The 23,544-nt window shown below is 68.9% G+C and carries 13 protein-coding genes and 7 pseudogenes; 8 read left to right on the top strand and 12 right to left on the bottom strand.

Annotated features, from left to right (window positions below):
* Positions 1-314: 314 nt before the first annotated feature.
* Positions 315-1,442: a TerC family protein gene (locus WJ438_RS01130; protein WP_406723558.1), complete on the bottom strand. Its 1,128-nt coding sequence runs from the start codon at positions 1,440-1,442 to the stop codon at positions 315-317.
* Between the two features lie 201 nt (positions 1,443-1,643).
* Positions 1,644-2,187: pseudogene (locus WJ438_RS01135) on the bottom strand (Tn3 family transposase); the annotation flags it as partial.
* Positions 2,188-2,280: 93 nt separating this feature from the next.
* On the opposite strand from WJ438_RS01135, the gene WJ438_RS01140 reads away from it, so the two are divergent.
* From WJ438_RS01140 to WJ438_RS01170, 7 genes and pseudogenes are all read left to right on the top strand, one after another.
* Positions 2,281-3,789, top strand: a complete 1,509-nt coding sequence (locus WJ438_RS01140; RefSeq protein ID WP_406729552.1) for an ISL3 family transposase — start codon at positions 2,281-2,283, stop codon at positions 3,787-3,789.
* Between the two features lie 164 nt (positions 3,790-3,953).
* Positions 3,954-4,457 (top strand): annotated as a pseudogene (locus WJ438_RS01145) (transposase); the annotation flags it as partial.
* A gap of 217 nt (positions 4,458-4,674) precedes the next feature.
* Positions 4,675-6,081: pseudogene (locus tag WJ438_RS01150) on the top strand (ISL3 family transposase); the annotation flags it as partial.
* Between the two features lie 88 nt (positions 6,082-6,169).
* Positions 6,170-7,401 (top strand): IS3 family transposase gene (locus WJ438_RS01155; protein WP_406723559.1). Its coding sequence is split into 2 segments (ribosomal slippage): positions 6,170-6,491 and positions 6,491-7,401, totalling 1,233 coding nucleotides; the frame shifts between segments, so codons are not numbered across the junction.
* Between the two features lie 227 nt (positions 7,402-7,628).
* On the top strand, positions 7,629-8,825 hold the full coding sequence (locus WJ438_RS01160) for an IS110 family transposase (RefSeq protein ID WP_406723560.1): 1,197 nt from the start codon (positions 7,629-7,631) through the stop codon (positions 8,823-8,825).
* A gap of 16 nt (positions 8,826-8,841) precedes the next feature.
* Positions 8,842-9,207: pseudogene (locus WJ438_RS01165) on the top strand (IS6 family transposase); the annotation flags it as partial.
* Between the two features lie 418 nt (positions 9,208-9,625).
* The gene (locus tag WJ438_RS01170; protein WP_406723561.1) at positions 9,626-11,236 is read left to right on the top strand and encodes a metallophosphoesterase family protein; all 1,611 of its coding nucleotides are present in this window, start codon (positions 9,626-9,628) and stop codon (positions 11,234-11,236) included.
* Between the two features lie 244 nt (positions 11,237-11,480).
* Here WJ438_RS01170 and WJ438_RS01175 read toward each other — a convergent pair.
* Positions 11,481-12,199: pseudogene (locus tag WJ438_RS01175) on the bottom strand (IS6 family transposase).
* Between the two features lie 67 nt (positions 12,200-12,266).
* Here WJ438_RS01175 and WJ438_RS01180 point away from each other — a divergent pair.
* A pseudogene (locus WJ438_RS01180) lies at positions 12,267-12,764 on the top strand (hypothetical protein); the annotation flags it as partial.
* Between the two features lie 76 nt (positions 12,765-12,840).
* Here the strand turns inward: WJ438_RS01180 and WJ438_RS01185 are convergent.
* From WJ438_RS01185 to istA, 9 genes and pseudogenes are all read right to left on the bottom strand, one after another.
* Positions 12,841-13,941, bottom strand: a complete 1,101-nt coding sequence (locus tag WJ438_RS01185) for an NAD(P)-dependent alcohol dehydrogenase (RefSeq protein WP_406723562.1) — start codon at positions 13,939-13,941, stop codon at positions 12,841-12,843.
* 64 nt (positions 13,942-14,005) lie between these two features.
* Positions 14,006-14,185, bottom strand: coding sequence for a hypothetical protein (locus WJ438_RS01190; RefSeq protein WP_406723563.1), 180 nt, complete (start codon positions 14,183-14,185; stop codon positions 14,006-14,008).
* A 410-nt stretch (positions 14,186-14,595) separates the two neighbouring features.
* Positions 14,596-15,351: an IS6 family transposase gene (locus tag WJ438_RS01195; RefSeq protein WP_406723564.1), complete on the bottom strand. Its 756-nt coding sequence runs from the start codon at positions 15,349-15,351 to the stop codon at positions 14,596-14,598.
* Positions 15,352-15,578: 227 nt separating this feature from the next.
* Positions 15,579-16,799 carry an IS110 family transposase gene (locus tag WJ438_RS01200; protein ID WP_406723565.1) on the bottom strand — a complete coding sequence of 407 codons (1,221 nt, stop codon included), beginning with the start codon at positions 16,797-16,799 and terminating at the stop codon, positions 15,579-15,581.
* A gap of 235 nt (positions 16,800-17,034) precedes the next feature.
* A complete protein-coding gene (locus WJ438_RS01205) occupies positions 17,035-18,120 on the bottom strand; it encodes an IS110 family transposase (RefSeq protein ID WP_406723566.1) in 1,086 nt (361 codons plus the stop codon).
* A gap of 171 nt (positions 18,121-18,291) precedes the next feature.
* A complete protein-coding gene (locus WJ438_RS01210) occupies positions 18,292-19,614 on the bottom strand; it encodes an IS110 family transposase (RefSeq protein WP_406723567.1) in 1,323 nt (440 codons plus the stop codon).
* 235 nt (positions 19,615-19,849) lie between these two features.
* Positions 19,850-20,920 carry an IS110 family transposase gene (locus WJ438_RS01215; RefSeq protein ID WP_406723568.1) on the bottom strand — a complete coding sequence of 357 codons (1,071 nt, stop codon included), beginning with the start codon at positions 20,918-20,920 and terminating at the stop codon, positions 19,850-19,852.
* Between the two features lie 219 nt (positions 20,921-21,139).
* Positions 21,140-21,910, bottom strand: a complete 771-nt coding sequence (gene istB / locus WJ438_RS01220) for an IS21-like element helper ATPase IstB (RefSeq protein WP_406723569.1) — start codon at positions 21,908-21,910, stop codon at positions 21,140-21,142.
* Positions 21,907-23,321: pseudogene (gene istA / locus WJ438_RS01225) on the bottom strand (IS21 family transposase). The gene istB and the pseudogene istA overlap by 4 nt, the downstream one beginning before the upstream one ends.
* Positions 23,322-23,544: the final 223 nt, after the last annotated feature.

Consider the following 23,544-nt stretch of genomic DNA (forward strand, 5'->3'; position numbering starts at 1 on the left):
AAGGCGCCGGTCGAGCTGGCCGACGATCCCGGCCGGGATCCGGTGGGCCGCCTGATGTGATGGGCAGGGGCGAATCCCCGCTGGCCCAGGCCGGCAGCCCATCGCCGGGCTGCCAGTTTCGTCACCGGGCCGAAGAGTGCTTGCCGCCGGGAGTCAGCCGAAAGTCGGGACAGTCGCGGTTTTGACATGCGCCCGGGCCCCACGCGGGAACGAAGACGCCGAGGGTCTTGTGGCGGTGGACCGCGGCCGGCACGGCCTTCTTGCAGGTCGGGCACACGTACGCTTCGGGCTTGCGCTTCGTTTTAACCATATTTTTACGATATGCCCGTACTGGTGCATCGGGAAGTGCCCCGCTTCCTTGCCAGGCCCGCGTGCGGGTGGGCTTCACCGTCTTGGCCTGGTGAACCGGCTGAGGGCTCAGGGTCCATCACGGGCAGTGCGCTGGGCGTCTGGGACTGCTCGGTGGCCGCGGCGGCATTCTGTTCGTCAGCCTGTTCCAGAACACCTAGAGGGGTCGGCCTTCTGATGCTGAGCAGCACGGATCCTGTCAGGACGACGACGATGACGGCGAGGCTGATCGGTGAAGGGATTTCCGGGATGCCAGGGCTGAACATCTTGTGGGATGCCTGGAGGATGAGCTTGACCCCGATGAAGGCGAGGATGATTGCCAGGCCCTTGCTCAGGTAGTGGAAGCGGTCCAGCAGGCCGGCGAGCATGAAGTAGAGGGCCCGCAGCCCGAGGATGGCGAACGCGTTGCTGGTGTAGACGATAAAGGCGTCGTCGCTGACCGCGAGGACGGCGGGCACGCTGTCGACGGCGAAGATCAGGTCGGCGGCCTCGATCGCGGCGACCACCGCCAGCAGCGGGGTCGCCACCCGCTTGCCGGCCTCCTTGACGAAGAACTTCGCCCCCGCGTACTCGTCCCGCACCGGGATGATCTTGCGGAGCATCCGTACGGCGAAGCTCTTGCCCGGGTCGAAGCTCTCCTCCTCGTCCTTGAGGAGTTTGTAGGTGCTGTAGAAGAGGACCGCCGCGAAGGCGAACAGCACCGCGGTGAAGCGGCTGACCACGGCCACGCCGAGGGAGAGGAAGATCCCGCGGAAGACGAGGGCGCCGATGACGCCGAAGAACAGCACGCGGTGCTGGTAGGCGCGGGGCAACTTGAAGTACGCGAAGATCACGGCGAAGACGAACAGGTTGTCGACCGACAGGCTCTTCTCCAACAGCCAGGCCGTCGTGTACTCGGTGCCGGCGGTGGTGCCGAGGACGAGGAAGACGACCGCGCCGAAGATCAGGGCGAGGCTCACCCACAGGCCGCTCCAGGCGGCGGCCTCCTTGAAGCCGATGACGTGCGCGGTGCGGTGGGACAGCAGGTCCACCGCCAGCGACACCACCACCGTCACGGCGAACGCCCCCCATAGCCAGAGCGGGACCTCAAGCACACCGAATCCCCTCGCCATGGCCCGCGCGAAAAACGCCGACCCCTCTACAGGAGTGTCCGGCATTACGCCTCCGGGAGCACGCGGAGCGGGTGAGGCCGGCCAGTGCCGTCTACACCGCCTCGTGCCGCGCCTGCGGCGGTTCGTACGACAAGCCGTGGCGCCGCGCCCGGTCCTGACCTGTCCCGGATGCCCAAGTCCCGGTCAGCCTTCGGTGTCCTCGTCGTCGGAGTCGGCCGCGACCGGGTCGCGCAGCGGGCGCAGGCCGCCGTCGGCCGGAACCGAAGCGCGGATGCTGTAGCGGCCCAGCACGTTGAGGTTGGCGTGCTTGAGCGGGGAGAGCCGGGCGACATCGGCGTCCAGGACCTCGTGCTCGCGCTCGTCGGCGGGCAGCGCCCGCAGGTGGGCCACGGCGGCGTCCAGGTAGCGGGTCGTCCAGAGCACGGCCGCGTTCAGGACCAGGCCGAGCGCGCCGAGCTGGTCCTCCTGGCCCTCGCGGTACGCCTGCATGATCTGCCCGCGCTTGCCGTGGCATGTCCCGGGCCAGCTTGTGGCGGGACTCCTGCACCGTGAGCTGCCGGTTCATCTGCCTGCGGTAGGTATCGTCCACCGGGTCGACCACCCGCAGCATGTCCGGCCAGTGCGTGATCACCTTGCCCAGGTTGACCTTGTTACGGGCCAGCGGCTCCAGCGGCCCGTACCCGCCCGCGTCCACGCCGGGCATCTCCGCCCGCCAGAAGGGAGTGTCTAATCAACGGGTCTGGCCCGTAGTCGGTGGTGACGGCGGGTAGCCATCAGCGATCATGATCTTGTGATGGATGTCAACTCGCTTGTCGCGACGGTGTTTTCCGGGCTCTCGGGGGTGGTGATCGAGGGTGTTACGGACGACGGGGACGCGGTCGTGGTCACGGCCCGTACCCGGGGTGTCGCGGTGCCGTGCCCGGTGTGCGGGACGCCGACGATGAAGGTGCACGGGTATCACGGCCGGACGGTGGCGGACGTGCCGGTCGACGGCCGGCAGGTCGTCGTCCGGCTGCGGGTGCGGCGGCTGGTCTGTCCGGTGCTGGGCTGTGTGCGGCAGACCTTCCGTGAGCAGGTTCCCGGACTGCTGGAGCGTCATCAGCGCCGGACGGTGCGGCTGGCCGGGCAGATAGCCGAGGTGGCACGGGAGTTATGCGGCCGGGCGGCCGCCCGTCTGGCCGGCCTGCTGGCCGTGCCGGCCTCCCGCAGCACCGTGCTGAGGTGGCTGTGGCGTCTGCCGGTGCCCCAGGCGCCGATCCCACGGGTGATCGGGGTGGACGATTTCGCGCTGCGGCGCCGTCGCCGCTACGCCACGATCATTACCGATGCCGTCACCGGCCGGCGCATAGAGGTCCTGCCCGGCCGGGACGCCGATCCCCTGGAAGCCTGGCTGCGCGAGCATCCCGGCATCGAGGTCGTATGCCGGGACGGCTCGGCCACCTATGCCGAGGCCATCCGTCGCGCCCTGCCCGACGCGGTGCAGGTCAGCGACCGCTGGCACCTGTGGCGCAACCTGTGCGACAAGGTCCAGCTCGAGGTCCGCGCCCACGCCGGCTGCTGGGCCGCCGTCCTCAACCCGCCGCTGCCCGGCGGCATCCGCGAACAGACAACCCGTGAACGCTGGAACAAGGTCCACACCCTGCTCGGCCAGGGCGTCGGCCTGCTGGACTGCTCCCGCCGCCTCGGCCTCGCGTTGAACACTGTCAAACGCTACGCCCGCATGCCCGAGCCCACCGGTCTGCGCATCGCGCCGGCCTACCGGCCCACCCTCGTCGACCCCTACCGCGAACACCTGCGCCGGCGCCGGACCGAGGAGCCGGGCGTCCCCGTCCTCCACCTCTTCCACGAGATCAAGGAACTCGGCTACACCGGCAGCCTCAACGGCCTGCACAAATACCTCAACCAGGGCCGCGCCGACGGCGACCGGCCCGTCACCACCCCACGCCGCGCCGCGCGGCTCCTCCTCACGGATCCGGAGAACCTGCGGCCGAAGGAGGCCCCCCTGCTGGAGAAGATCACTGCGGCCTGCCCGGAGATGACCGAACTCGCCGATCTCGTGCGCGGCTTCGCCGCCCTGCTCACACCGGCCCAGGGCAACGATCTGAAGCTCACCGAGTGGATCACCGCCACCCGCGCCGCGGCCCTGCCTCACCTGCACAGTTTCGCCAACGGCCTCGAACTCGACCGCTCAGCCGTCGACGCCGGCCTCACCCTGCCTTACCACAACGGCCGCACCGAAGGCGTCAACACCAGAACGAAACGGATCATGAGACAGATGCACGGCCGTGCCGGATTCGACCTCCTCCGCCACCGTATCCTCCTGCGCTGATGGCTACCCGCCGTCACCACCGACTACGGGCCAGACCCTAATCAACGGCGGATCTGATGATCAAGGAGACGCCAGAGATGACCGACACCGTCGTTGAGCCTGAGCCCGCTGAGCAGCCGGTCCAGGCGCCGTCGAGTACGGCGACGGACGAGCAGCTGATCGCGATGCTGGTGGACCGCGCCCGTACGGACGGGCTGCAGCTGACCGGCGAGGGCGGGCTGCTGCAGCAGCTGACCAAGCGGGTGCTGGAGTCCGCCCTGGAGGGCGAGATCACCGATCACCTCGGCTACGAGAAGCACGATCCGGCCGGGAAGAACAGCGGCAACAGTCGCAACGGCACCCGGGCGAAGACCGTGCTGACCGACGTCGGCCCCGTCGAGGTCAGGGTGCCCCGGGATGTGGCCGGCACGTTCGAGCCGCAGATCGTCAAGAAGCGGCAGCGGCGCCTGACCGGCGTCGATGAGATGGTGCTGTCGCTGTCCGCGAAGGGCCTCACGCACGGGGAGATCTCCGCCCACCTGGCCGAGGTCTACGGTGCCGAGGTGTCCAAGCAGACCATCTCGACGATCACCGACAAGGTGATGGAGGGCATGGCGGAATGGTCCAACCGCCCGCTGGACCGCGTCTATCCGGTCCTGTTCGTGGACGCCATCAACGTCAAGATCAGGGTTCTGGCGACGATCTTGTGATCCGGACGCGTGAGCGGGCCGTGTCAGCTGTTCGCGATCATGCATCGCGTGCTCTCGTGATGTGCTCCCGGAGCTGTTTCCGCACCTGTCCGCGTTGCTGATCGAGGAGGTCCAGCGGCGGCCGGACCAGGTGGTGCTGAGGACGCGGGCGCGAGCGACGACCGCGGTCTGCCGGTGCGGCCAGGGCTCGGCCCGGGTGCACGGCCGGTACGTACGCCGGCTGCGTGACGTCGCCGTGGGCGGGCTCGGCGTCGTGATCGAGTTGTGCGTACGCCGCTTCCGCTGTGAGAATCTCGCCTGCTCGGCGGTGACGTTCGCCGAGCAGGTCATGGGACTGACCACCCCGCACAGCCGCCATACCCCGCTGCTGCGCGGGGTGCTGACGCAGATCGGCCTGGCCCTGGCCGGCCGGGCCGGAGCCCGCCTGGCGGCCGCGGTCGGCATCCGTGGGGGCCGGGACACGCTGTTGCGGCTGGTCAGGGCCTTGCCCGAGCCCGATGTCGGCCCCGTGGAAGTGCTGGGCGTGGACGACTTCGCCTTCCGCAGGGGACGCCACTACGGCACGATCCTGATCGACATGGCCACCCACCGTCCGCTGCATCTCTTCGACGGCCGTGAGGGCGAGGACCTGGCCGCCTGGCTCCGCGAGCACCCCGAGGTGAAGGTCATCTGCCGGGACCGCTCCAGCGGTTACGGGGAGGGCGCGCGGGCCGGGGCGCCCCAGGCCGAGCAGGTTGCCGACCGCTATCACCTGTGGGCCAACCTCGGCCAGGCGGTCGAGAAGACGGTGAACGCCCATCGCGCCCGCCTGGCCGAACCGCCTCCTGGACCTGCCGGCACGCCCGACGAGCCGGAGGCGGAGCCGCCGGTGGTCCAGCCACCACGGGAACTGAAAGTCGTGACCCGGCTGCGTGAGCAGCACGCCGCCGCCCACGAGCTGTGGGAACAGGGGATGTCGAAGGCGGCGATCGGCCGCAAGCTCGGGCTGCACCAGGCCACCGTCCGCAAACTGGTGGGCGCCCGCTCCGCCGACGACGTCGTGGCCAAGAGCCTGCAGCGGGCGCACATCGTCGACCCGTACGTCGGCTACCTGCACCAGCGCTGGAACGAAGGCGTCAGAAACGCCGCCCAGCTTTACCGCGAGATCAAACAACTTGGCTATCCAGGGGGTGAGTTGGCGGTTCAGCGCCATCTGCGGCGCTACCGGGCCGGGCGCGGACACGCACCCGCCCCAGGGCCGAAGCCTCCCTCGGTCCGCGAGGTCACTTCCTGGATCATGGCCCACCCGGAACACCTACGGGACGAGGACGCGGACAGGCTGCACCGGCTGCGTGAGCGCGACCCCGAACTGGACCGGCTCACCCTGCATGTCAGGAGGTTCGCCGCGATGATGACCGGGCGTCACGGCGACCGCCTCGAGAACTGGATCGCCGACGCCGAACGGGACACCCTGGCCCCGCTGGCGTCCTTCGCCCGCAACCTCCGCCGGGACTTCGACGCTGTCCGCAACGGGCTGTCTCTGCCCCATAGTTCCGGCGCTGTCGAGGGCAACATCAACCGGCTGAAGATGCTCAAACGCCAGATGTTCGGCCGGGCCGGCCTCGATCTCCTTCGCAAACGCGGGACCTGTCCCCGAGCGGTGGACACCTCTGAGCCCGGCCCCGGCAGGGGCCGGGGAGGAGGGATCTCTTATGGTGATGAAGGTCTATTCGCCCGAGTTCAAGGCGGACGCTGTCGCGCTGTACCTGTCGGATCCGAGCCACACCCTCGAGGGCATCGGCAAGGACCTGGGGATCAGCCGGGAGACGCTGCGCAACTGGGTGCGGGCCGAGCGGGCCCGCCGCGGCAAGAGCGGCGCCATGATCAAGAGCACGAAGGACGTCCCGGTGAGCGAGGCCACGAAGGAAGAGCTGGAGGCCGAGATAGCGGCCCTGCGCGCGGAGAACAAGGACCTGCGCAAGCAGAACGCGACCCTGGCCACCGAACGGGACATCCTGTGCAAGGCGACGAAGTTTTTCGCCACCGAGATGAACTGGTGAACCGCTTCAAGTTCATCGAGGACCACCACCGCGCCTGGGGCGTGAAGCGGTTGTGTCACGTGCTGGAGGTCGCCCGCTCCAGCTTCTACAAATGGCGGGCCGGCCGTGCGGCCCGCGCCGCGCGTGAGCGGGCGGACGCCGCGCTCGCCGAGCGGATCAGGGCCGTGCACGCCGAGTGGGACGGCACCTACGGCCGGCCCCGGATCACCGCCGAGCTGCGCGACGACGGTGAGCGCGTGAACCACAAGCGCGTCGGACGGGTCATGCGCAAGTACGGCATCGCCGGGCTGCGGCTGCGCAGGCGCCAGGTCACCACCGTGCCCGAGCCGTCCGCCACGCCCGTGCCGGACCTGCTCGGGCGCGACTTCACCGCCACGGCGGCGAACACCAAGTACGTCGGCGACATCACCTACCTGCCGGTGGGTGACGGCGAGTTCCTGTATCTGGCGACCGTGATCGACTGCTTCTCGCGCCGCCTGGTGGGCTGGTCGATCGCCGCTCACATGCGCACCTCGCTGGTCGCCGACGCGCTCCGGGCAGCCGCCGCGACCCGCGGCAGCCTGGCCGGAGCCGTCTTCCACAGCGATCACGGAGCGCAGTACACCTCCCGCCAATTCGCCGATATATGCGCCGAGTTGGGGGTGCGGCAGTCCATGGGCGCGGTCGGCACGAGCGCGGACAACGCGCTCGCCGAGAGCTTCAACGCGGCCCTCAAACGCGAGACGCTCCGCGGCGCCCGCCGCTTCGGCGGGGCCCGGGCCTGCCGCCTGGCCGTCTTCCGCTGGACCACCCGCTACCACACCCGCCGACGACACTCGGCGAACGGACAGCAGGCACCGATCGCCTACGAGCAACAGTCGGCTACCCTGACACTCGCCGCATAACGACACGAACAGGTGTCCACCCCTCGGGGACAAGGCCCGGGTTGTGGTGCCCAGGGGAGCCGGGTGTGGCTGACAAGTGGCTGCCGTCTGTGGCTTCAGATGCTTGGCCGCCCGGCTTCCCACGACGACTCGGCCGCCGATTGGGAAGTGCGAGAAGGTCGCTGTGTAGAGCAATGCCGGCGAGGTCGTCCGTGGTACGAATTGCAGGCACGACCTGATGGAGCACGATGAGCCGGATATGGGCGGGGACCGACTGCGGCAAGACCCACCACCACACCCTGGTCATGGACGCCGAGGGCGACACGCTGCTGTCGCGGCGGGTGGCGAACGACGAGCCGGAGCTGCTCCAGCTGATCGGCGACGTCCTGGACCTCGCCGACGGCCGCACGGTGATCTGGGCGATGGACATGACGGGCGGTGAACCCGGCCTGCTGATTAACCTCTTGGCCAACCACGGCCAAGAACTCGTCTACATCCCTGGTGTCGCGGTCAACCGCGCTACCGACAGCTACCGCGGGCAAGGCAAGACCGATGCCCGCGACGCGCGGGTGATCGCTGACCAGGCCAGGATGCGGCGGGACCTGCTGCCCATCCATCTCGACGACGAGGCCATCATCGAACTTCGCCTGTTGACCGAGCGCCGCACGGATCTCGTCGCCGACCGCACCCGAGTCACCAACAGGCTCCGCTCCCTGCTGAACAGCATGTTCCCCGCCCTGGAACGGGCTCTGGATCTCGGGAACGCCGGGCCGCTGCGCCGGCTCACGGGCTATCGGACCCCGGCGGCAATCCGACGCGTCGGCACCAAGCGGCTGACGACGTGGCTGCGCAACCGCCAGGTCCGCAGCGCCGAGAACCTGGCGGCGAAGGCCGTCGAGGCCGCAGAACGGCAGCACATCGCCGTCGCCGGGGAGAAGGCCGTCGCCAAGATGGTCCACACCCTGGCCGAGGAGGTGATAACCCTCAACGAGAAGATCGCCGAGATCGACAAGCTCATCGAGGGCCGGTTTCGCGAGCACGACCTCGCCGAAGTAATCACCTCCATGCCCGGCATCGGCGCGATTCTTGGCGCCGAGTTCCTCACCGCTGTGGGCGGCAGTCTGGACGCCTTCCCCACCGCCGACCGACTCGCCGCTTTCGCCGGTGTCTCCCCGGCCCCTCGGGACTCGGGAAGGGTCAGCGGCAACCTCCACCGCCCCCAGCGATACCACCGGCGCTTGCAGCGCGTCTTCTACACATCCGCGCTGATCAGCGTTCAGAAAGACCCCAACTCCCGCGCGTTCTACGACCGCAAGAGAGCAGAAGGAAAGCGGCACACACAGGCCGTCCTCGCGCTCGCCCGTCGTCGTGTGAATGTGCTGTGGGCCCTCATCCGTGACGGACGGTGCTACCAAGTCACACCTCCAGTCACTCACGCCGCTTGACTTCCAGATTGGGAAGCATCTGGACGAGGTCTTCATCAAGATCAACGGGGAGCCGAAGTACCTGTGGCGGGCCGTGGACCAGCACGGCAACGTGCCCGGCATCCTGGTCCAGAACCGGCGGGACACCGCTGCGGCCCGGCGTTTCTTCCGCACACTGCTCAAGAAGACCCGCACGGTGCCCCGGGTGGTGGTCACCGACCAGCTGCGCTCCTACGGCGCAGCCCACCGCGAGGTCATGCCGAGCGTGGAGCACCGCGCCTCGAAGTACCTCAACAACCGGGCGGAGAACTCGCACCAGTCGACCCGCCAGCGCGAACGGGCGATGAAACGCTTCACCTCGCCCGGCCACGCGCAGCGGTTCCTGTCCGCGTTCAGCAGCGTCAGGGTGTCCATTCCAAGGGACCAGCGCTCGCGAGGTACTACGAGCAGCAGGAGTTCAGGCTCATCCGCAAGGTGTCATCGCCCGGCGAACTCACTTCATTCGCCTTACAGCAGGGAACATAACCCGCCGCGCGGCCACAGGTCGTCTGATTTTCGTTCCACCCGCGTGGCTACAGCGCATCGGCGAGGCGTGGGGACCAGCGCTGGGGGCGCCAACGGCCCGGTCGGTCCCTGCTGTTCGCGCCATCGCACGCGCACGTGACAGCCACGTCCTCTGGGGGCACGGAAGGGGGCTCCGTTTCCGGAATGCGAAGCTCCAGTTGTTCATTCGGAGACCCGGAACCGGACCTCTCGTGATCACCTTGTCGGGGCATCGTGCAGATCGTCACCATTTCTGCCCGAGACAAGGTAAGCCCCCCATGGCACTCCCCGCGAGAAAGTCCGTCACCGTCCTCACCTGCGCCCTGGCCGTCACCCTTGGCATCACCGCCGCAGGGATGTCCGGCGTCTCATCCGCCCAGGGCTCGGACCGCGCCGCGCAGCAGAGCAAGGCCGGCAAGTCGTACGTCAACCAGGCGCTCACCGAGACCGTTCTCTGGAGCGAAGACTTCGACTCGGTCCCCACGCCCACGGACTTCACGCACACGCTCCCCAAGGGCTGGTCCAAGGAGAACGCCGGATTCACCACCGGCGAGGCGCGCTGGGCGGGCTGGGCGATCACCAACATCCGTGACTGGACCTGGGCGGTGGGCACCGACAAGCGCCACTACTTCACCCGGGCGCACGACAAGCTCGCCGTCGTCGAGAGCCAGCACCAGCGCCTCAACGGCACCGACCGGCTGAACACCGCGCTGACGTCGCCGGCCATCGACGTCAAGAAGCACGACCGGATCTTCCTCGGCTTCGACTCCCACTACCGCCAGGGTGACGCTCCGCAGCACGCGACCGTGAGCGTCTCCTTCGACGGCGGCAAGCCGGTGGAACTGCGGCGCTACGACGCCGACAAGCTCAGCTCCCACGAGGCGATCACCGTCGACGTGCCCGAGGGGGCCCGCAAGGCCGTCTTCACCTGGAGCTACAAGGACGGCCACAACGACTGGTTCTGGGCCATCGACAACGCCCGGGTGTCGCTGCCCATGGGCGAGGTCGAGGGCAAGCCGTCCGCCGTCATCGACGTCATCAGCAACATCCAGGGCGGCATCGACAACTACAAGTCCGCCGTCAAGCAGCTCAACGACATGCCGGACCCGGCCGGAGCCATGTTCGTCAACGGCGACTTCGTCGACCTGGGCACGCAGGAGCTCTACGACGAGTTCGAGGCCGCCACCAAGGAGGTCCCGCACGCCTCCGGACGCAACTACTACACCATCGGCAACCACGAGATGTACGGCCCGGAGGGCTCCGAGGCCTACATCAACCGGTTCCTCGACTTCACCGGCCAGGACAAGGTCTGGCGTGAAGAGATCGTCGACGGCATCCCCAACATCACGATCAACACCGAGTACTACAGCGATGTGGACCGCAAGGGCGTCGAGCCGTACGTGAAGCTGTCCGACGAACAGCTGCGCTGGCTGGACTCCCGTCTCGCGCACTGGGCGAAGCAGGGCAAGCCGGTCATGCTCTACAACCACCAGGTGATCCCTGACAGCGTCTCGGGAAGCCACAGCGCCTGGAACGGGAACGACTTCTACGACCTCGAGGCGTTCACCGAGGTCGTCGGCAAGTACTCGAACATCATCCTGTTCACCAGCCACACGCACCACTCCCTGGAGTTGGAGGACTGGTGGGGCCGCTACCGGGCCGACGCCACCGGCAACATGCGCGGATTCCCCGTGGTCAACACGGGCGCGATCAAGAACGCCACTGTGCCCAACGGTGACCACCAGGGCCGGCGCCTGGAGGGCAACCACTCCTCCGGCCTGCGGGTGAAGGTGTCCGAGGACCGGGTGCGTGTGGAGGCCTGGGACTTCGTCGCCGGGAAGAAGATCAAGCACGTGGACTTCCCCGTTCCCGTCAAGCGCAAGGGCTGACCCCCTGGTTCACGCCGCCGGCTCCCTGCCTCCTCCGCCACGTCCGTGCGGGGAGTCGGCGGCGCGGCCTCACCGGTGACCTCCAGCGGGGACGTACGGCTGCCCACTCCGGCACCCGCTATGTCCATGTGGTCGCCTTGGCGGCTCACGGGCCCGGTGCGGTACGAGGGCGTTGCCACGTTGGTGGGGGTGTGACCGGCTGATGGCGTGTCACGGCGTGGTGGGGCCGGGTGGCAGTTTCGGGTCAGGCCGCAGTGGGCATGGCGGCGGCACCGGTGATCTGGTCCCAGATCGCGAAGCGGACGGTCATCTCGGCGCGGTGTTCGGTGGCGGTCATCAGGTGGCGGCGGGGCCGGAAGTGGGGTGAGATGCCGCTGAAGGCGGACAGGAATCCTTGTGCGGCGCCGGCGGTGCGGAAGCCTTCATCGCGCGTTCGCGCTGCCTCGTCGGCTGGTGGGAGTTCTCGACCCGGTTGTTCAGGCCCTTGTGCGAGCGGTGCTCGACCGAGGGCATGACCTCGCGGTGGGCCGCGCCGTAGGAGCGGGGCTGGTCCGTGACGATCACCCGCGGCACCGAGCAGGTTCTCTTGAGCAGTGTGCGGAAGAACCGTCGGGCCGCGGCGGTGTCCCGGCGGCTCTGCAGGAGGATGTCCAGGACGGTGCCGTCGGCGTCGACGGCCCGCCACAGGTACTTCCGCTCCCCGTTGATCTTGACGAAGACCTCGTCCAGGTGCCATTTGTCGCCGGGCCGGGGCCGCCTCCGGCGCAGCCCGGCGGCGTAGGCCTGCCCGAACTTCGCACACCAACGCCGGACGGTCTCGTGGGAGACGAGCACGCCGCGCTGGAGCATCAGCTCCCCGGCCTCGCGGTACGACAGCGGGAAGCGGAAGTACAGCCACACGCAGTGGGAGATGATCTCGACCGGGTACCGGTGCCCCCTGTACGACGGTGGCGCGCTGTCCACGGACGCCCCCTCCCAGCATGACCAACCAGAAGATCATCCCACCCGGTCAGCCAACGTGACAGTGCCCTTCGAAAGGGTGCGGCGCCGTCAGGTGCGCGTCCTGGCCGTACCGGTCTTCCTCGGCGCGCTGGTCATGGCGCACTGGGCCGTGACGCGGATGAACTACGCCTGGTTCTTCCACAACTCCAGTGCCGAGGACCTCGCGGCGCCCGCCTGGCACGGGCCGGTCATGACGCTGGCGATCTTCGGCTGCTCGACGGTCCTGGTCGCCTGCTTCCTCGCCCTCGTTCCGCGGCACCGGACGTGGTACACCGCGCTCGGCGCCGGCACGCTGTACGGCTACCTGCTGCACGGCTTCGTCATCCAGGCCGCCAACCACTGGCACTGGTCCCACAACGACTGGTTCCACCGCCCGCTCGGCTGGATCACCGTCACCGTCGTCGCCGCCGTGGTCGTGACCGTCCTGTGCACGGCACCGGTGCGGCGGGTCTTCCGGGCCGTGTTCGAGCCGAGAATGGACTGGGCCTTCCGGCGGCGGGAACCGGCACCACCGAGATCCGGATGAAGCCCGAGGGGCGCACGAACTCGACAGCTCGTGCGCCCCTCGTGTTCGGGCGTCCCGCGGGCTCCGCGCCCGAACGTCAGAAGACGACGACCGGCTTGACCGCCGCCCCGCTGGCCGAGTCGGCGAACGCCTCGTTGATCGCCTTGAGTTCGTAGGTCTGCACGAGTTCGTCGAAGGGGAAGCGGCCCTGCTGCCACAGCTCGACGAGACGGGGGATGAAGACCTGCGGGACCGCGCTGCCCTCGAGGACGGTCTTGAACGTCCAGCCCTTCATGAGGGACTCGCCGATCTCGAAGGGAACCGTCGTACCGGACGCCGCGGCTCCGACGAGCACGATGGTGCCCCGGATCGCCAGGGCGTCCAGCGCCTGGGTGAGCAGGGCCGGTACGGCGGTGGTGTCCACGGCGTAGTCCACGCCCTTGCCGCCTGTGATCTTCTTCAGGTCGGACACGACGTCGGCGCTGCCGGAGTTGATGGTGTGGGTGGCGCCGATCTGCCGGGCCAGCTCCAGCCTGGAGTCGTGCAGGTCCACGGCGACGATCGTGGTGCAGCCGGCGACCTTGGCCGCCATGACGGCCGCCGAGCCCACCGCGCCGGCCCCGAAGACCACCAGGGACGTGCCCGCGGCAGGCTGCAGCTCGTTGAGCACCGCTCCGGCGCCGGTCTGCAGGCCGCAGCCCAGCGGGCCGAGCTTCTCCAGCGGCGCGTCGGCCGGAACCTTGACCACGCTTCGCTCCACGACGTTGGCGTGGGTCGCGAAGGAGGACTGGCCGAAGAAGTGGGAGGACACCTGCTCCCCGTCCGAGGACAGGGCGGTGGTGCCGTCGGAGCGTCGGCCGCCGAAGCACTGCTCATAGACGTTTTCGCAGTAGGTCGGGCTCCCGCTCATGCACTGTGAGCAGACCCCGCAGGAGGCGGCCGACAGGACCACGTGATCCCCGGGCACCACACTGGTGACCGCACTGCCGACCGCTTCCACGACGCCGGATCCCTCGTGGCCGAGGACGGCGGGCAGCGGCGTCGGGTACACCTGGTCCCGCACGATCGCGTCCGTGTGGCACACACCCGTGGCGACCATGCGGACCCGGACCTCGCCCGGCCGGAGGTCGTCCAGTTCGAGCTCCTCGATCGTCAGCGGCTCCGACTTGCCCCGGGCGACAGCGGCGGTGACGTTCATGGCACAAACCATCCTTTCGTTTCTGTATAGATAGTTGAACCGTAAACCACTTTCGCGGTGAAGGTCAATGTCGCGCGGTGGCGACGCGAGCGCGGCGGGCTCGGGCGCGCAGTACGGCCTCGAGCACTTCGCTGGTCCAAAGGGTGACGGAGCCGACGGCCGCACAGGCCGGCCACTGGCCGGGGGTGAGGTCGGTCGTGGTGAAGAAGCCGTGCGGGGCGTCCGTCTCGACGCCCAGGGGCATGACGGCAGACCGTCCATGACCTGGCTGTCGCGGATCGCGGCGTCGGTGCACAGGGCCATCGCGGTCAGCGCGTGGTCCAGGGTCGTCGGCAAGGGCTGCCCGTCGGTGGTGCGGACCCGCCCCTCGGTGGAGCACCCCTCGCCGGAGAGGGTGAGCCGACGGCCGGCCAGCAGCACTACCCGCGCCGTCATCTGGTTCAGCGTCAGCGTGCCGGTCTTGTCCGTGCAGGTCTGGTGGTGCCGCCGAGGGTCAGGTGCTCGGCCCTGCCGCTGCCCGCCCGATGCCGCCCCAGGGCCTGTCTGCGGCGCCCCTTGTCCGACCCATGACCGGGATTGGCGCTGTCACGTTGTTGGGGGTGTGAGTGCCTGACGGTGTATCGGGCGTGGTGGGGCCGGCTTCCGGCTCCGTGCTCAGGCCGCGGCAGGCAGGCCGGCGACGCCGGTGACCTGATCCCAGATGGCGAAGCGGGTGGTCATCTCAGCGCGGTATGCGGTGGCGGTCATCAGGTGGCGATGGGGCCTGAAGTGGGGTGAGATGCCGCTGAATGCGGACAGGAACTGCTGGGCTCCGCCGACGGAGCGGAAGCCTTTCATGGCGCGTTCGCGCTGCCTCGTCGGCTGATGGCTGTTCTCGGCCCGATTGTTCAGGCCCTTGTGGGAACGGTGCTCGACCGAGGGCATGACCTCGCGGTGGGCCGCACCGTAGGAGCGGAGCTTGTCGGTGATGACCACGCGCGGCACGGCGCGGGTCTTCTTCAGGAGCTTGCGGAAGAAGCGCCGGGCCGCAGCCTGGTCCCTCCGGCCCTGGACCAGGATGTCGAGCACGGTGCCGGCGGCGTCGACGGCCCGCCACAGGTAGTGCAACCGGCCGTTGATCCTGACGAACACCTCGTCCAGATGCCATGTATCCCCGGGCCGCGGCCGGCGGCGGCGCAGGCCGTTGGCGTAGGTCTGCCCGAACTTCGCGCACCAGCGGCGGACCGTCTCGTGGGAGACGATGACGCCGCGCTGCAGCATCAGCTCCTCCACCTCACGGAACGACAGCGGGAAGCGGACGTACAGGCGCACACAGTGGGAGATGACCTCCACCGGGTACCGGTGCCCCCGGAACGACGGCGACGCGTCCCCCACGGACACCTCCTCCAACGTGATCAACCCGAAGATCATCCCACCCGGATGCTGATCGGAAAATCGATCGTCGGGAGGGCAGGCGGCAGCATCCGGGCCGCTTGCGGACCGGATGTCGTGATGGGGTCGGTCAGGCTGGTACGGGTTCGAGGGTGACGTGGTGGCCGAGGGCCTGGAGCTGGCGGACGAGATCGCGGGTCCTGCGGGCGGGGTTGAGATGCCGCTGGTGCCAGTCGGAGCCGAGTTCCTGGTAGACGGCGTCCGGATCATTGATCAGATGCCAGCTGATGACGAGTATCGAGCGGGCGACGGCGACCAGGGCTTTGGCGTGGCCGCGGCGTTTGACGATGCGCCGGTAGCGGGCGCCGAGGAAGGTGTCGGTGCGGGCAGCGGCGTTGGCGGCTTCGCCGAGGGCGCCCTTGAGCCTGGGGGTCCCCCCGGCCGAAGGCTGGGGGAGGGTTGCCCCGTCCGGCCGGGCCCGTGGTGTTCTTCGCCCCGGACTGGATCGTCCTGGGACATAGCTTCGCCCACGAGACAAGGTGTTCGGGGGTGGGGAAGCGGCTCATGTCCGTACCGATCTCGGCGAGGATGATCTGCGCGGTGGCCGGCCCGATGCCCGGGACGGCATCCAGATTCTCGGCCACGGCCCGCGCACTCACACCGGCGCTCGGCCCAGGGCCGGGTTCCGGGCCGTCGTGCGGGGTGGTGATCTCTTCCAGGGTCTGGACGATGAGCCGGTCGAGTTCGTCGATCTGGGCGGTGAGATGGTCAACGGTGCCCAGCAACACCCGCAGCAGCCGGGCGTGGTGGTTCTCGAACTGCCCGGTCAGAGCCTCCACGAGGGCGGGCTTCTTCTTGACCAGGCTGCCCCTGGCGAGGTCCGCCAGGATGCGGGGGCTGCGTTCACCGGCGGCCAGAGCGTCGAGCATGGCCCGGCCCGACATGCCGAACAGGTCCGAGACGACACCGGACAGCTTGATCTGCGCGTCCTGCAGGGCCTTGTCCACCCGGTGCTTGTGCCGGGTGCGTTCCTGGACGAACACCGTGCGGGTCCGGGTGAGGTCCCGGAGCTGCCGGACGGGTTTCGGTGGCACGAACGAGGCACGGACCATGCCGCGTTCGGCGAGTTTGGCCAGCCAGACCGCGTCCAGCTTGTCGGTCTTTGGCCGGCCGGGGACGTTCTTCACGTCCCGCGCGTTGACCAGCCAGCAGTCGAGTCCGCGGGCCTCCAGAATGTAGAAGAACGGGCGCCAGTACGAGCCGGTCGCCTCCATCACCACTCGCTCAACGCCCTGGCAGACCAGCTTGTCGCCGAGCTCCAGGATCGCGTTGGTGGTCGAGGCGACCGTCCAGACCTTCTGGACGCGTCGGCCCTCGATGGTGTCGTGCGGGACGCGCAGGCAGACCATTCCGGATGCCTTGGCGATGTCGATCGCCGCGACCCGCGCGACCGTTCCGTCGTCGTGGTCTTCTCTCGACTCCTCCACGGTGTGCCCCCTGTTGCAATGGTGCCGGCGGGGCTGTCCGGGGAACCTTGAGGGGAACGGAGAAGCTGATCGGCGTGCTCAAGGCGACAGTGTGCGGCCCCTCGGACGGCTCCCTCACCAGACTCCTATGCGGGCTCACGGCCCAAACATCGATCGGCGTCGGCGGACAGCCCCTGCACCGATTTTCACGCCCGCGAGGCGTCATCCGCAGGTGAACGGCTGACTCCTATAGATGTCAAGCGGCAGGAGCGAGGTCGGTTTGACCGATTCGTTTGGTTGGTGTGCTGGTCAGGGCGCGGTAGACCTCACGGGCGACGAATCGCTTGAGGCAGCGCATGATGTCCTTCTTCGACAGTCCTTCCTTGGTGCGGCGCTCGACGTAGGCGCGGGTGCGTTCGTCGTACCGCATGCGCACCAGGACGATGGTGTGCAGGGCGTTGTTGGCGGCCCGGTCGCCGCCGCGGTTGAGGCGGTGGCGGTGGGTGCGGCCGGAGGACGCCGGTATCGGCGCGACCCCGGCCAGATGCGCGAACGCGGCTTCCGAGCGCATCCGTTCGGGGTTGTCGCCGGCCGAGGCCAGCAGCTGGCCGGCGGTCTCGGGGCCGACACCGTAGAGCTCCAGGAGCGCGGGGGCGGCCTGCCGGGTCAGCGGTGCGAGTTCGGCGTCCAGCTCGGCAATCTCCTCGTCCATGGCTTGGTGGCGGCGGGCCAGGCGGCGCAGTGCCGCCCGTGTGGCGGCCAGCGGGCGGGACAGGTCGTCGCCGGGCCGCAGCCGGGCCAGGGTCTGTATCAGTGCTGCCCGTTGCAGGCCGGCGACCTGCTCGCGGAGCATCGCGGGCGCGGAGACCAGCAGGCCCCGGATCTGGTTCATTGCCTGGGTGCGGGCCTTGACCGCGCTGCGGCGGGCGACTCTCAGCACGCGCACGGCTTCGACGACGCCGTCCCGGCTCTTCGGCGTGCCGGTGGCCCGGCCGGAGAGCACCGAGGTCGCGGCGGCGTAGGCGTCGATCGGGTCGGACTTGCCCTTCATCCGCCGCGTCTTGCGGTCGGGCCGGTCGATATCGATGACCGCGACGCCGGCGGCGGTCAGCACGCGGGCGAGTTCGGCCCCATAGGCGCCGGTGCCCTCCACACCCACCACGGTCAGCGTGCCGTGGCCGCGCATCCAGTCCAAAAGGTCGCGGTAGCCGCGGATGGTGGCGGGGAACTCCCGGTCGGCCAGATGTCGGCCGATGGAGTCGATCACCGCGGCGTGGTGGGTCAGGCCGTGGGTGTCGACTCCGCCGGTGATCTCCGGGGCGTCGTGCGTCATGCTGGTCATGTCCGTCCTTGTGGCGTGTCCGTTCCGAGGGCGGCACGCGCCGGTCGGGCGGGTGAACAAGACAGTGACGGGGCTTCTGGACCAAGCTGAACGGAAAATCGGGGCTCAGCCAGGCAGGCGGCAGCATCCGTTCCGCGAAGCGGAACGGATGTAGTGGATGGGCGGGTGGCGTCAGGCCGTGGGGGCGAGGGTGACCTGGTGGCCGAGGGCTTGGAGTTGGCGGACGAGGTCGCGGGTCTTGCGGGCGGGGTTGAGATGGCGGTGGTGCCAGTCGGCACCCAGATCCTCGTAGTGCGCCTCGGGGTCCTGGAGGAGGTGCCAGGCGATCACGAGGATGGAGCGGGCGACGGCGACCAGGGCCTTGGCATGGCCACGGCGCTTGACGATGCGCCGGTAGCGGGCGCCGAGGAAGGTGTCGGTGCGGGCGGCGGCGTTGGCCGCTTCGCCGAGGGCGCCCTTGAGCCAGGGGTTGCCCCGCCCTGCCGGGCCGGCGGTGTTCTTGGCCCCGGACTGGATGGTCCGCGGACACAGCTTTGCCCAGGAGACCAGGTGCTCGGGGGTGGGGAAGCGCCCCATGTCCAGGCCGATCTCGGCGAGGATGATCTGTGCCGTTGCCGGACCGACCCCGGGGATGGCATCCAGGCACGCGATCGGGTCCTGCCCGGGCCGCTCGGAGGCGGCCCCGGCACTGCCGTCGTGACCGGACGGGCCGGTCATCTCCTCCACAAGCGCGGTGATGCGCCGGTCGAGGAGCTGGATCTGCCGGGTGAAGTGGTCGACGGTGTCCAGCAGCACGCGCAGCAGATGACCGTGGTGCTCTTCGAAGTGGCCGGTCAGGGCCTCGATGAGGGCGGGTTTCTTGTTCACCAGGCTGCCTCTGGCCAGGTCTGCCAGGGTGCGGGGGTTGCGTTCGCCTGCGGCCAGAGCGTCCATCATGGCCCGGCCCGAGAGGCCGAAGAGGTCGGAGACCACAGTGGAGAGCTTGATCTGGGCGTCCTCGAGGAGTTTCTCGGCGCGGTGCTTGTGCCGGGTACGGTCCTGGGTGAACGCGGTGCGGGTACGGGTGAGGTCCCGCAGCTGCCGCACCGGCTTGGGCGGCACGAACGAGGCCCGGACCATGCCGCGTTCGCTGAGTTTGGCGAGCCAGACCGCATCTAGTCTGTCGGTCTTCGGTCGGCCGGGCACGTTCTTCACCTCGCGGGCGTTGACCAGCCAGCACTCGAGGCCCCGGCTCTCCAGGAGGTAGAAGAAGGGTTTCCAGTAGCTGCCGGTCGCTTCCATCACCACCCGCTGGATGCCCTGGCACAGCAGCCGGTCGCCCAGCTCCAAGATCGCGTTGGTGGTCGATGCCACCGTCCAGACCTGCTGTACCCGTCGGCCCTCGATCTTGTCGTGCGGCACCCGTGTGCACACCACCGCCGAAGCCTTGGCGATGTCGATCGCCGCGACCCGGGCGACGGTTCCGTCGTCCTGCTCTTCTCCGGTTTCCTGCACGGCCGTCCTCCCCTCCTGCACCTCTTGGGCGGGGCTGTCCGGGGAGCCGGAGGGGAGTTGGAGAAGCTGAACGGCGTGTTCGAGACGACAGTGTGCGGCCCCTCGGGCGGCTCCCTCACCAGACTCCTATGCGGGCTCAACGGCCCAAGCGTCAAACGGCGTCGGCGGACAGCCCCGTACCCATTTTCACGCCCGCGAGGCGTCACGTCAGGGACACGGACGACTCCTATAGTTGTCAACTCGCGGCGGCGGTCGTTCGTGGGGCGGGTCGAATCAGGTGGTAGACCTCACGGATGACGTAGCGCTTGAGGCAGCGGATGATCTCCCGCTTCGTCTTGCCCTCGGCGGTGCGGCGGGCGACGTAGTCGATCGTGGGCTGGTGGAAGCGCATACGGACGATGACGGTGCGATAGATCGCGGCGTTCAGCTGCCGGTGGCCGCCGCGGTTGATGCGGTGCCGGCCGCCGGTCATGCCGGAGCCGGTGGGCACGGGCGCGATGCCCGCGAGCTTGGCGAGGGCGGCCTCGGACTTGATGCGTTCGGGGTTGTCGCCGGCCACGACGAGGATCTCCGCAGCGGTATCCACGCCGATGCCGAACGGTTCGAGCAGCTGTGGGGCCGCGCGGTGAACCAGATCGGCGATCATTTTCGTCAGGTCCTTGGCCTCGGCGTCGAGGTACTGCCACCGCTTGGCCAGCGTGCGCAGAGCATGACGCAGTGCGTCCTCGGGGCCCTCCAGTTGCCGAGGACGCAAGGCCGCCAGATACCGGGCCAGGGCGATCTGTGTCTTGCCCGCGGTCTCGTCGCGCAGGGGATCGGGGGCGTGGACAAGCATCGCTTTCATGGTGACCATCGCCGCTGTGCGCTGTTCGACGGCCTGGTCGTGGGCGATCTTGAGTTGACGGATCATCTCGGCTTCGCCGTCGGCACTCTTGGGTGTGGCCGTCGCGAAGCCGGCCAGGACGGCTCGGGCGGCGTTCTCGGCATCCAGGGTGTCGGACTTGCCGTTCATCCGCCGCAGCCGTCGGTCCGGGCGGCCGGCCTCGACCACTTTGTGCCCGGCCCGGCGAAGGAACGAGGCCAGGGTGGCGCCATAGGACCCGGTTCCTTCGACCCCGAACGCCAGAATCCTGCCGAATGAGTTTGCCCAGTCGAGGAGTTGCTGGAATCCACCGGTGTCGGTGGGAATCGTCAAGGTCGCCAGGATCCCGCCGATCGTGTCCATCACGGCTGCGACGTGCACGTGCTTGTGTGTGTCGACGCCGATCACGACGTGCCCGGACCTGTGCTGCTCGTTGGAGGTCACCGCGTTCCTTCCCGCCGGTAGCGTGGGGTGCACGCTGTCGCCGGCCGGACGGACAGGACTGTCACGGGGACGCTTTGACGAGTTGGCTCCAGGCTCCTGACTTGTTGAATCGACCCCAGACGCTCGGTCTGCAGCCGTAGCGTCCAGGGTGTCGGTCGGCACGGTGTCCGCGTACTCGTCTGAGTGCACCACCGAGTACGAAGTTATGTGCACCACTGCTCAGGCCACGTCGGTGTCCCGCTCGATGGCCTGGAGGCGGTTCTTGAGCCGGTAGCTGTTGCCGTTGATCGAGACGACCTCGCAGTGGTGCAGGAGGCGGTCGAGGATCGCGGTGGCCAGGACCTCGTCGCCGAAGACCTGGCCCCACTCGCCGAAGGTCTTGTTCGACGTCAGGATGATCGACCCCTTCTCGTAGCGCTTGGAGATCACCTGAAAGACCAGGTTCGCCTCGGCCCGCTCCAGGGGCTGGTAGCCCACCTCGTCGACCACGAGGACGCTGGGGCGGAGGTAGCTGGTGAGCTTGCTCATCAGCCGGCCCTGGTCCTCGGCGGCCTTGAGGTGGCGGACCATGTCGTCGAGGCTGGTGAAGTAGATCGAGTAGCCGGCCCGGCAGGCCGCGACCGCGAGGGCGACGGCGATGTGCGTCTTGCCGACCCCCGGCGGCCCGAGCAGGGCGACGTTGGCCTTGTCCTCGACGAAGGAGAGGGTGGCCAGGTCCTTGACCTTGCGCGGGTCGAGGTCGGGCTGGAAGGAGAAGTCGTAGTCCTCCAGCGTCTTGTGGTGCGGCAGCTTCGACAGCCGCAGGCCGTTGCGAAAGCGGCGGTCGTCGCGGACGGCGAGTTCCTCGGACAGCACCAGGTCGAGCAGGTCGAGGTAGCCCATCTTGGCCTCGTCGGCCCGCTGGATGTACTGGTTCAGGGCCTCGGCCAGGTGCGGCAGGCCGAGCTTGACTGCGGTGGTGCGGATGCGGGTGCTGGTCAGCTCGCTCAACGGGCTTCCTCGGTCGGGGCGGGTGAGGTGAAGGGTCGGGTGCCGGTCAGCTCGTCATAGACCGACAGCGGACGGCGGCCGACCTCGATGTGGGCGGCTGCGGCCCGGTTCAGCAGAGCCTGCAGCGGTCCGGTCTCCGGCCCGGCCGGCCGCGGCGGGGTGGCGGCAGAGTGTCGCCGGTGGTGACGCGTCGGCCGGCGCCGGTCGGCAGACCGTCCCAGTGCGTCTCATCCACGATGCGGGCGCCTCGGCCGACTGCCCGCGGATGGACGGCCAGCAGCGTCTGACCGCTGGCGTCATGAACAGTGGAGTGCAGCGTGATCTGGGACTTCGTGGCCCGGACTTCGACCAGTTGACGGGGGCGGACCCTGCGGGCGGGTACCGAGTAGAGGTTCGCGTCGAAGGCGACCAGGCAGTCCTTGCCGACGTGCCGCAGATGCCGCTGGGTGACCACATAGGGAGTCTGCGGCAGCGGGCGCAGAGCCATGTGATCGCGCACGGCCCGGTGTCCGATGACCTCACCGTGGGTGCCGTGGACCTTCGCCCGCCGCAGCGGCACCCAGGCCGCGAAGGCGGCGTTCATCTCCTCGATCGAGGCAAACGCCCGCCCGGCCAGGACGTGGTCGCGGACGATGCCGACCTGCCGCTCGACCCGGCCCTTGCCCTGAGGCCGGTAGGCGGCCAGCACGTCGATGTCGAAGTCGTAGTGCCCGGCGAAGGCGACCGCCTCCGGATGCAGCGGGACCGCCTCCCCGGGGGCGACGTGCCGGCGCACGACCGTCTTGGTCCGGTCGTAGACGATGCTCATCGGCACCCCGCCGAAGTGCGCGAACGCCTGGCGGTGGCAGTCGAAGAACGTCGCCAGGTCCTGGCCGGTGGTGAAGCAGCAGAACGGGTCGCGCGAGTACGACAAGGTCATGTGGAAGGAGTAGACCTTCAAGATGCCGACATGGGCGAGGATCTTGCCCTCATCGCCCCAGTCCACCTGGGCCTGAGCACCCGGGACGACCTCGAACCGCCGGTGCAGACCCGCCAGCTCGCCCGGGCTGATGCCCAGTTCCTCCGCGATCCGGGGCCGGGCCTCCTGAAGGTAGAGCTTGATCCGCTGGTAGTTGATGGTGACCCCGTACTCCTGGACCAGGCGCTCGTGGATCACCCTTCCCTTGAGCAGGATCTCGGACCTGAGCATCGCGTCGATCAGCGGAGCGACCTCGTCCACCACCCGCCGAGGGCGCTGACCTGCTGCTTCTCTCTTCGGCGGCGCTGCCGAAGCGGGGTCCTTGAGGTACTTGCCGACCGTTCGGCGGTTCAGCCCGGTCTCCTTCGCGATCTCCCGCAGGCTCATCGCGCCGGACTCGTACAGCGACCGGAACCGCCTCAACTCCAGCCAGCGATGGGGATCCAAGACCACCGTCAGCCGCCTCCCTGTCCCGTCGAACCGACAGCAGCAGACTCGCGGCCTTCACCCCATCACCGCACCGAAAACGGTGCACTTTCATCCGTACGAGGTGGTGCACGTTCGCTTGTACGCCGACACACGGGCCCGCAGTGCTCCTTGCCGCCCTCGGGCTGGCTCATTGATAGCGTGCCGCCGCCGGCCGGCACCCGCGCGGTGTGGCTCGACAGAGGCATGA

Origin of the sequence: Streptomyces sp. GD-15H (assembly GCF_045291515.1) — a bacterium.
Lineage (GTDB): Bacteria > Actinomycetota > Actinomycetes > Streptomycetales > Streptomycetaceae > Streptomyces.

What these genes read in the sequence shown, in the direction of transcription:
- WJ438_RS01195 (WP_406723564.1), bottom strand. Translation starts at nt 15,351, where the DNA reads ATGATCTTCGGGTTGATCACGTTGGAGGAGGTGTCCGTGGGGGACGCG.
- WJ438_RS01170 (WP_406723561.1), top strand. Translation starts at nt 9,626, where the DNA reads ATGGCACTCCCCGCGAGAAAGTCCGTCACCGTCCTCACCTGCGCCCTG.
- WJ438_RS01185 (WP_406723562.1), bottom strand. Translation starts at nt 13,941, where the DNA reads ATGAACGTCACCGCCGCTGTCGCCCGGGGCAAGTCGGAGCCGCTGACG.
- WJ438_RS01160 (WP_406723560.1), top strand. Translation starts at nt 7,629, where the DNA reads ATGAGCCGGATATGGGCGGGGACCGACTGCGGCAAGACCCACCACCAC.
- WJ438_RS01190 (WP_406723563.1), bottom strand. Translation starts at nt 14,185, where the DNA reads ATGCCCCTGGGCGTCGAGACGGACGCCCCGCACGGCTTCTTCACCACG.
- WJ438_RS01205 (WP_406723566.1), bottom strand. Translation starts at nt 18,120, where the DNA reads ATGACCAGCATGACGCACGACGCCCCGGAGATCACCGGCGGAGTCGAC.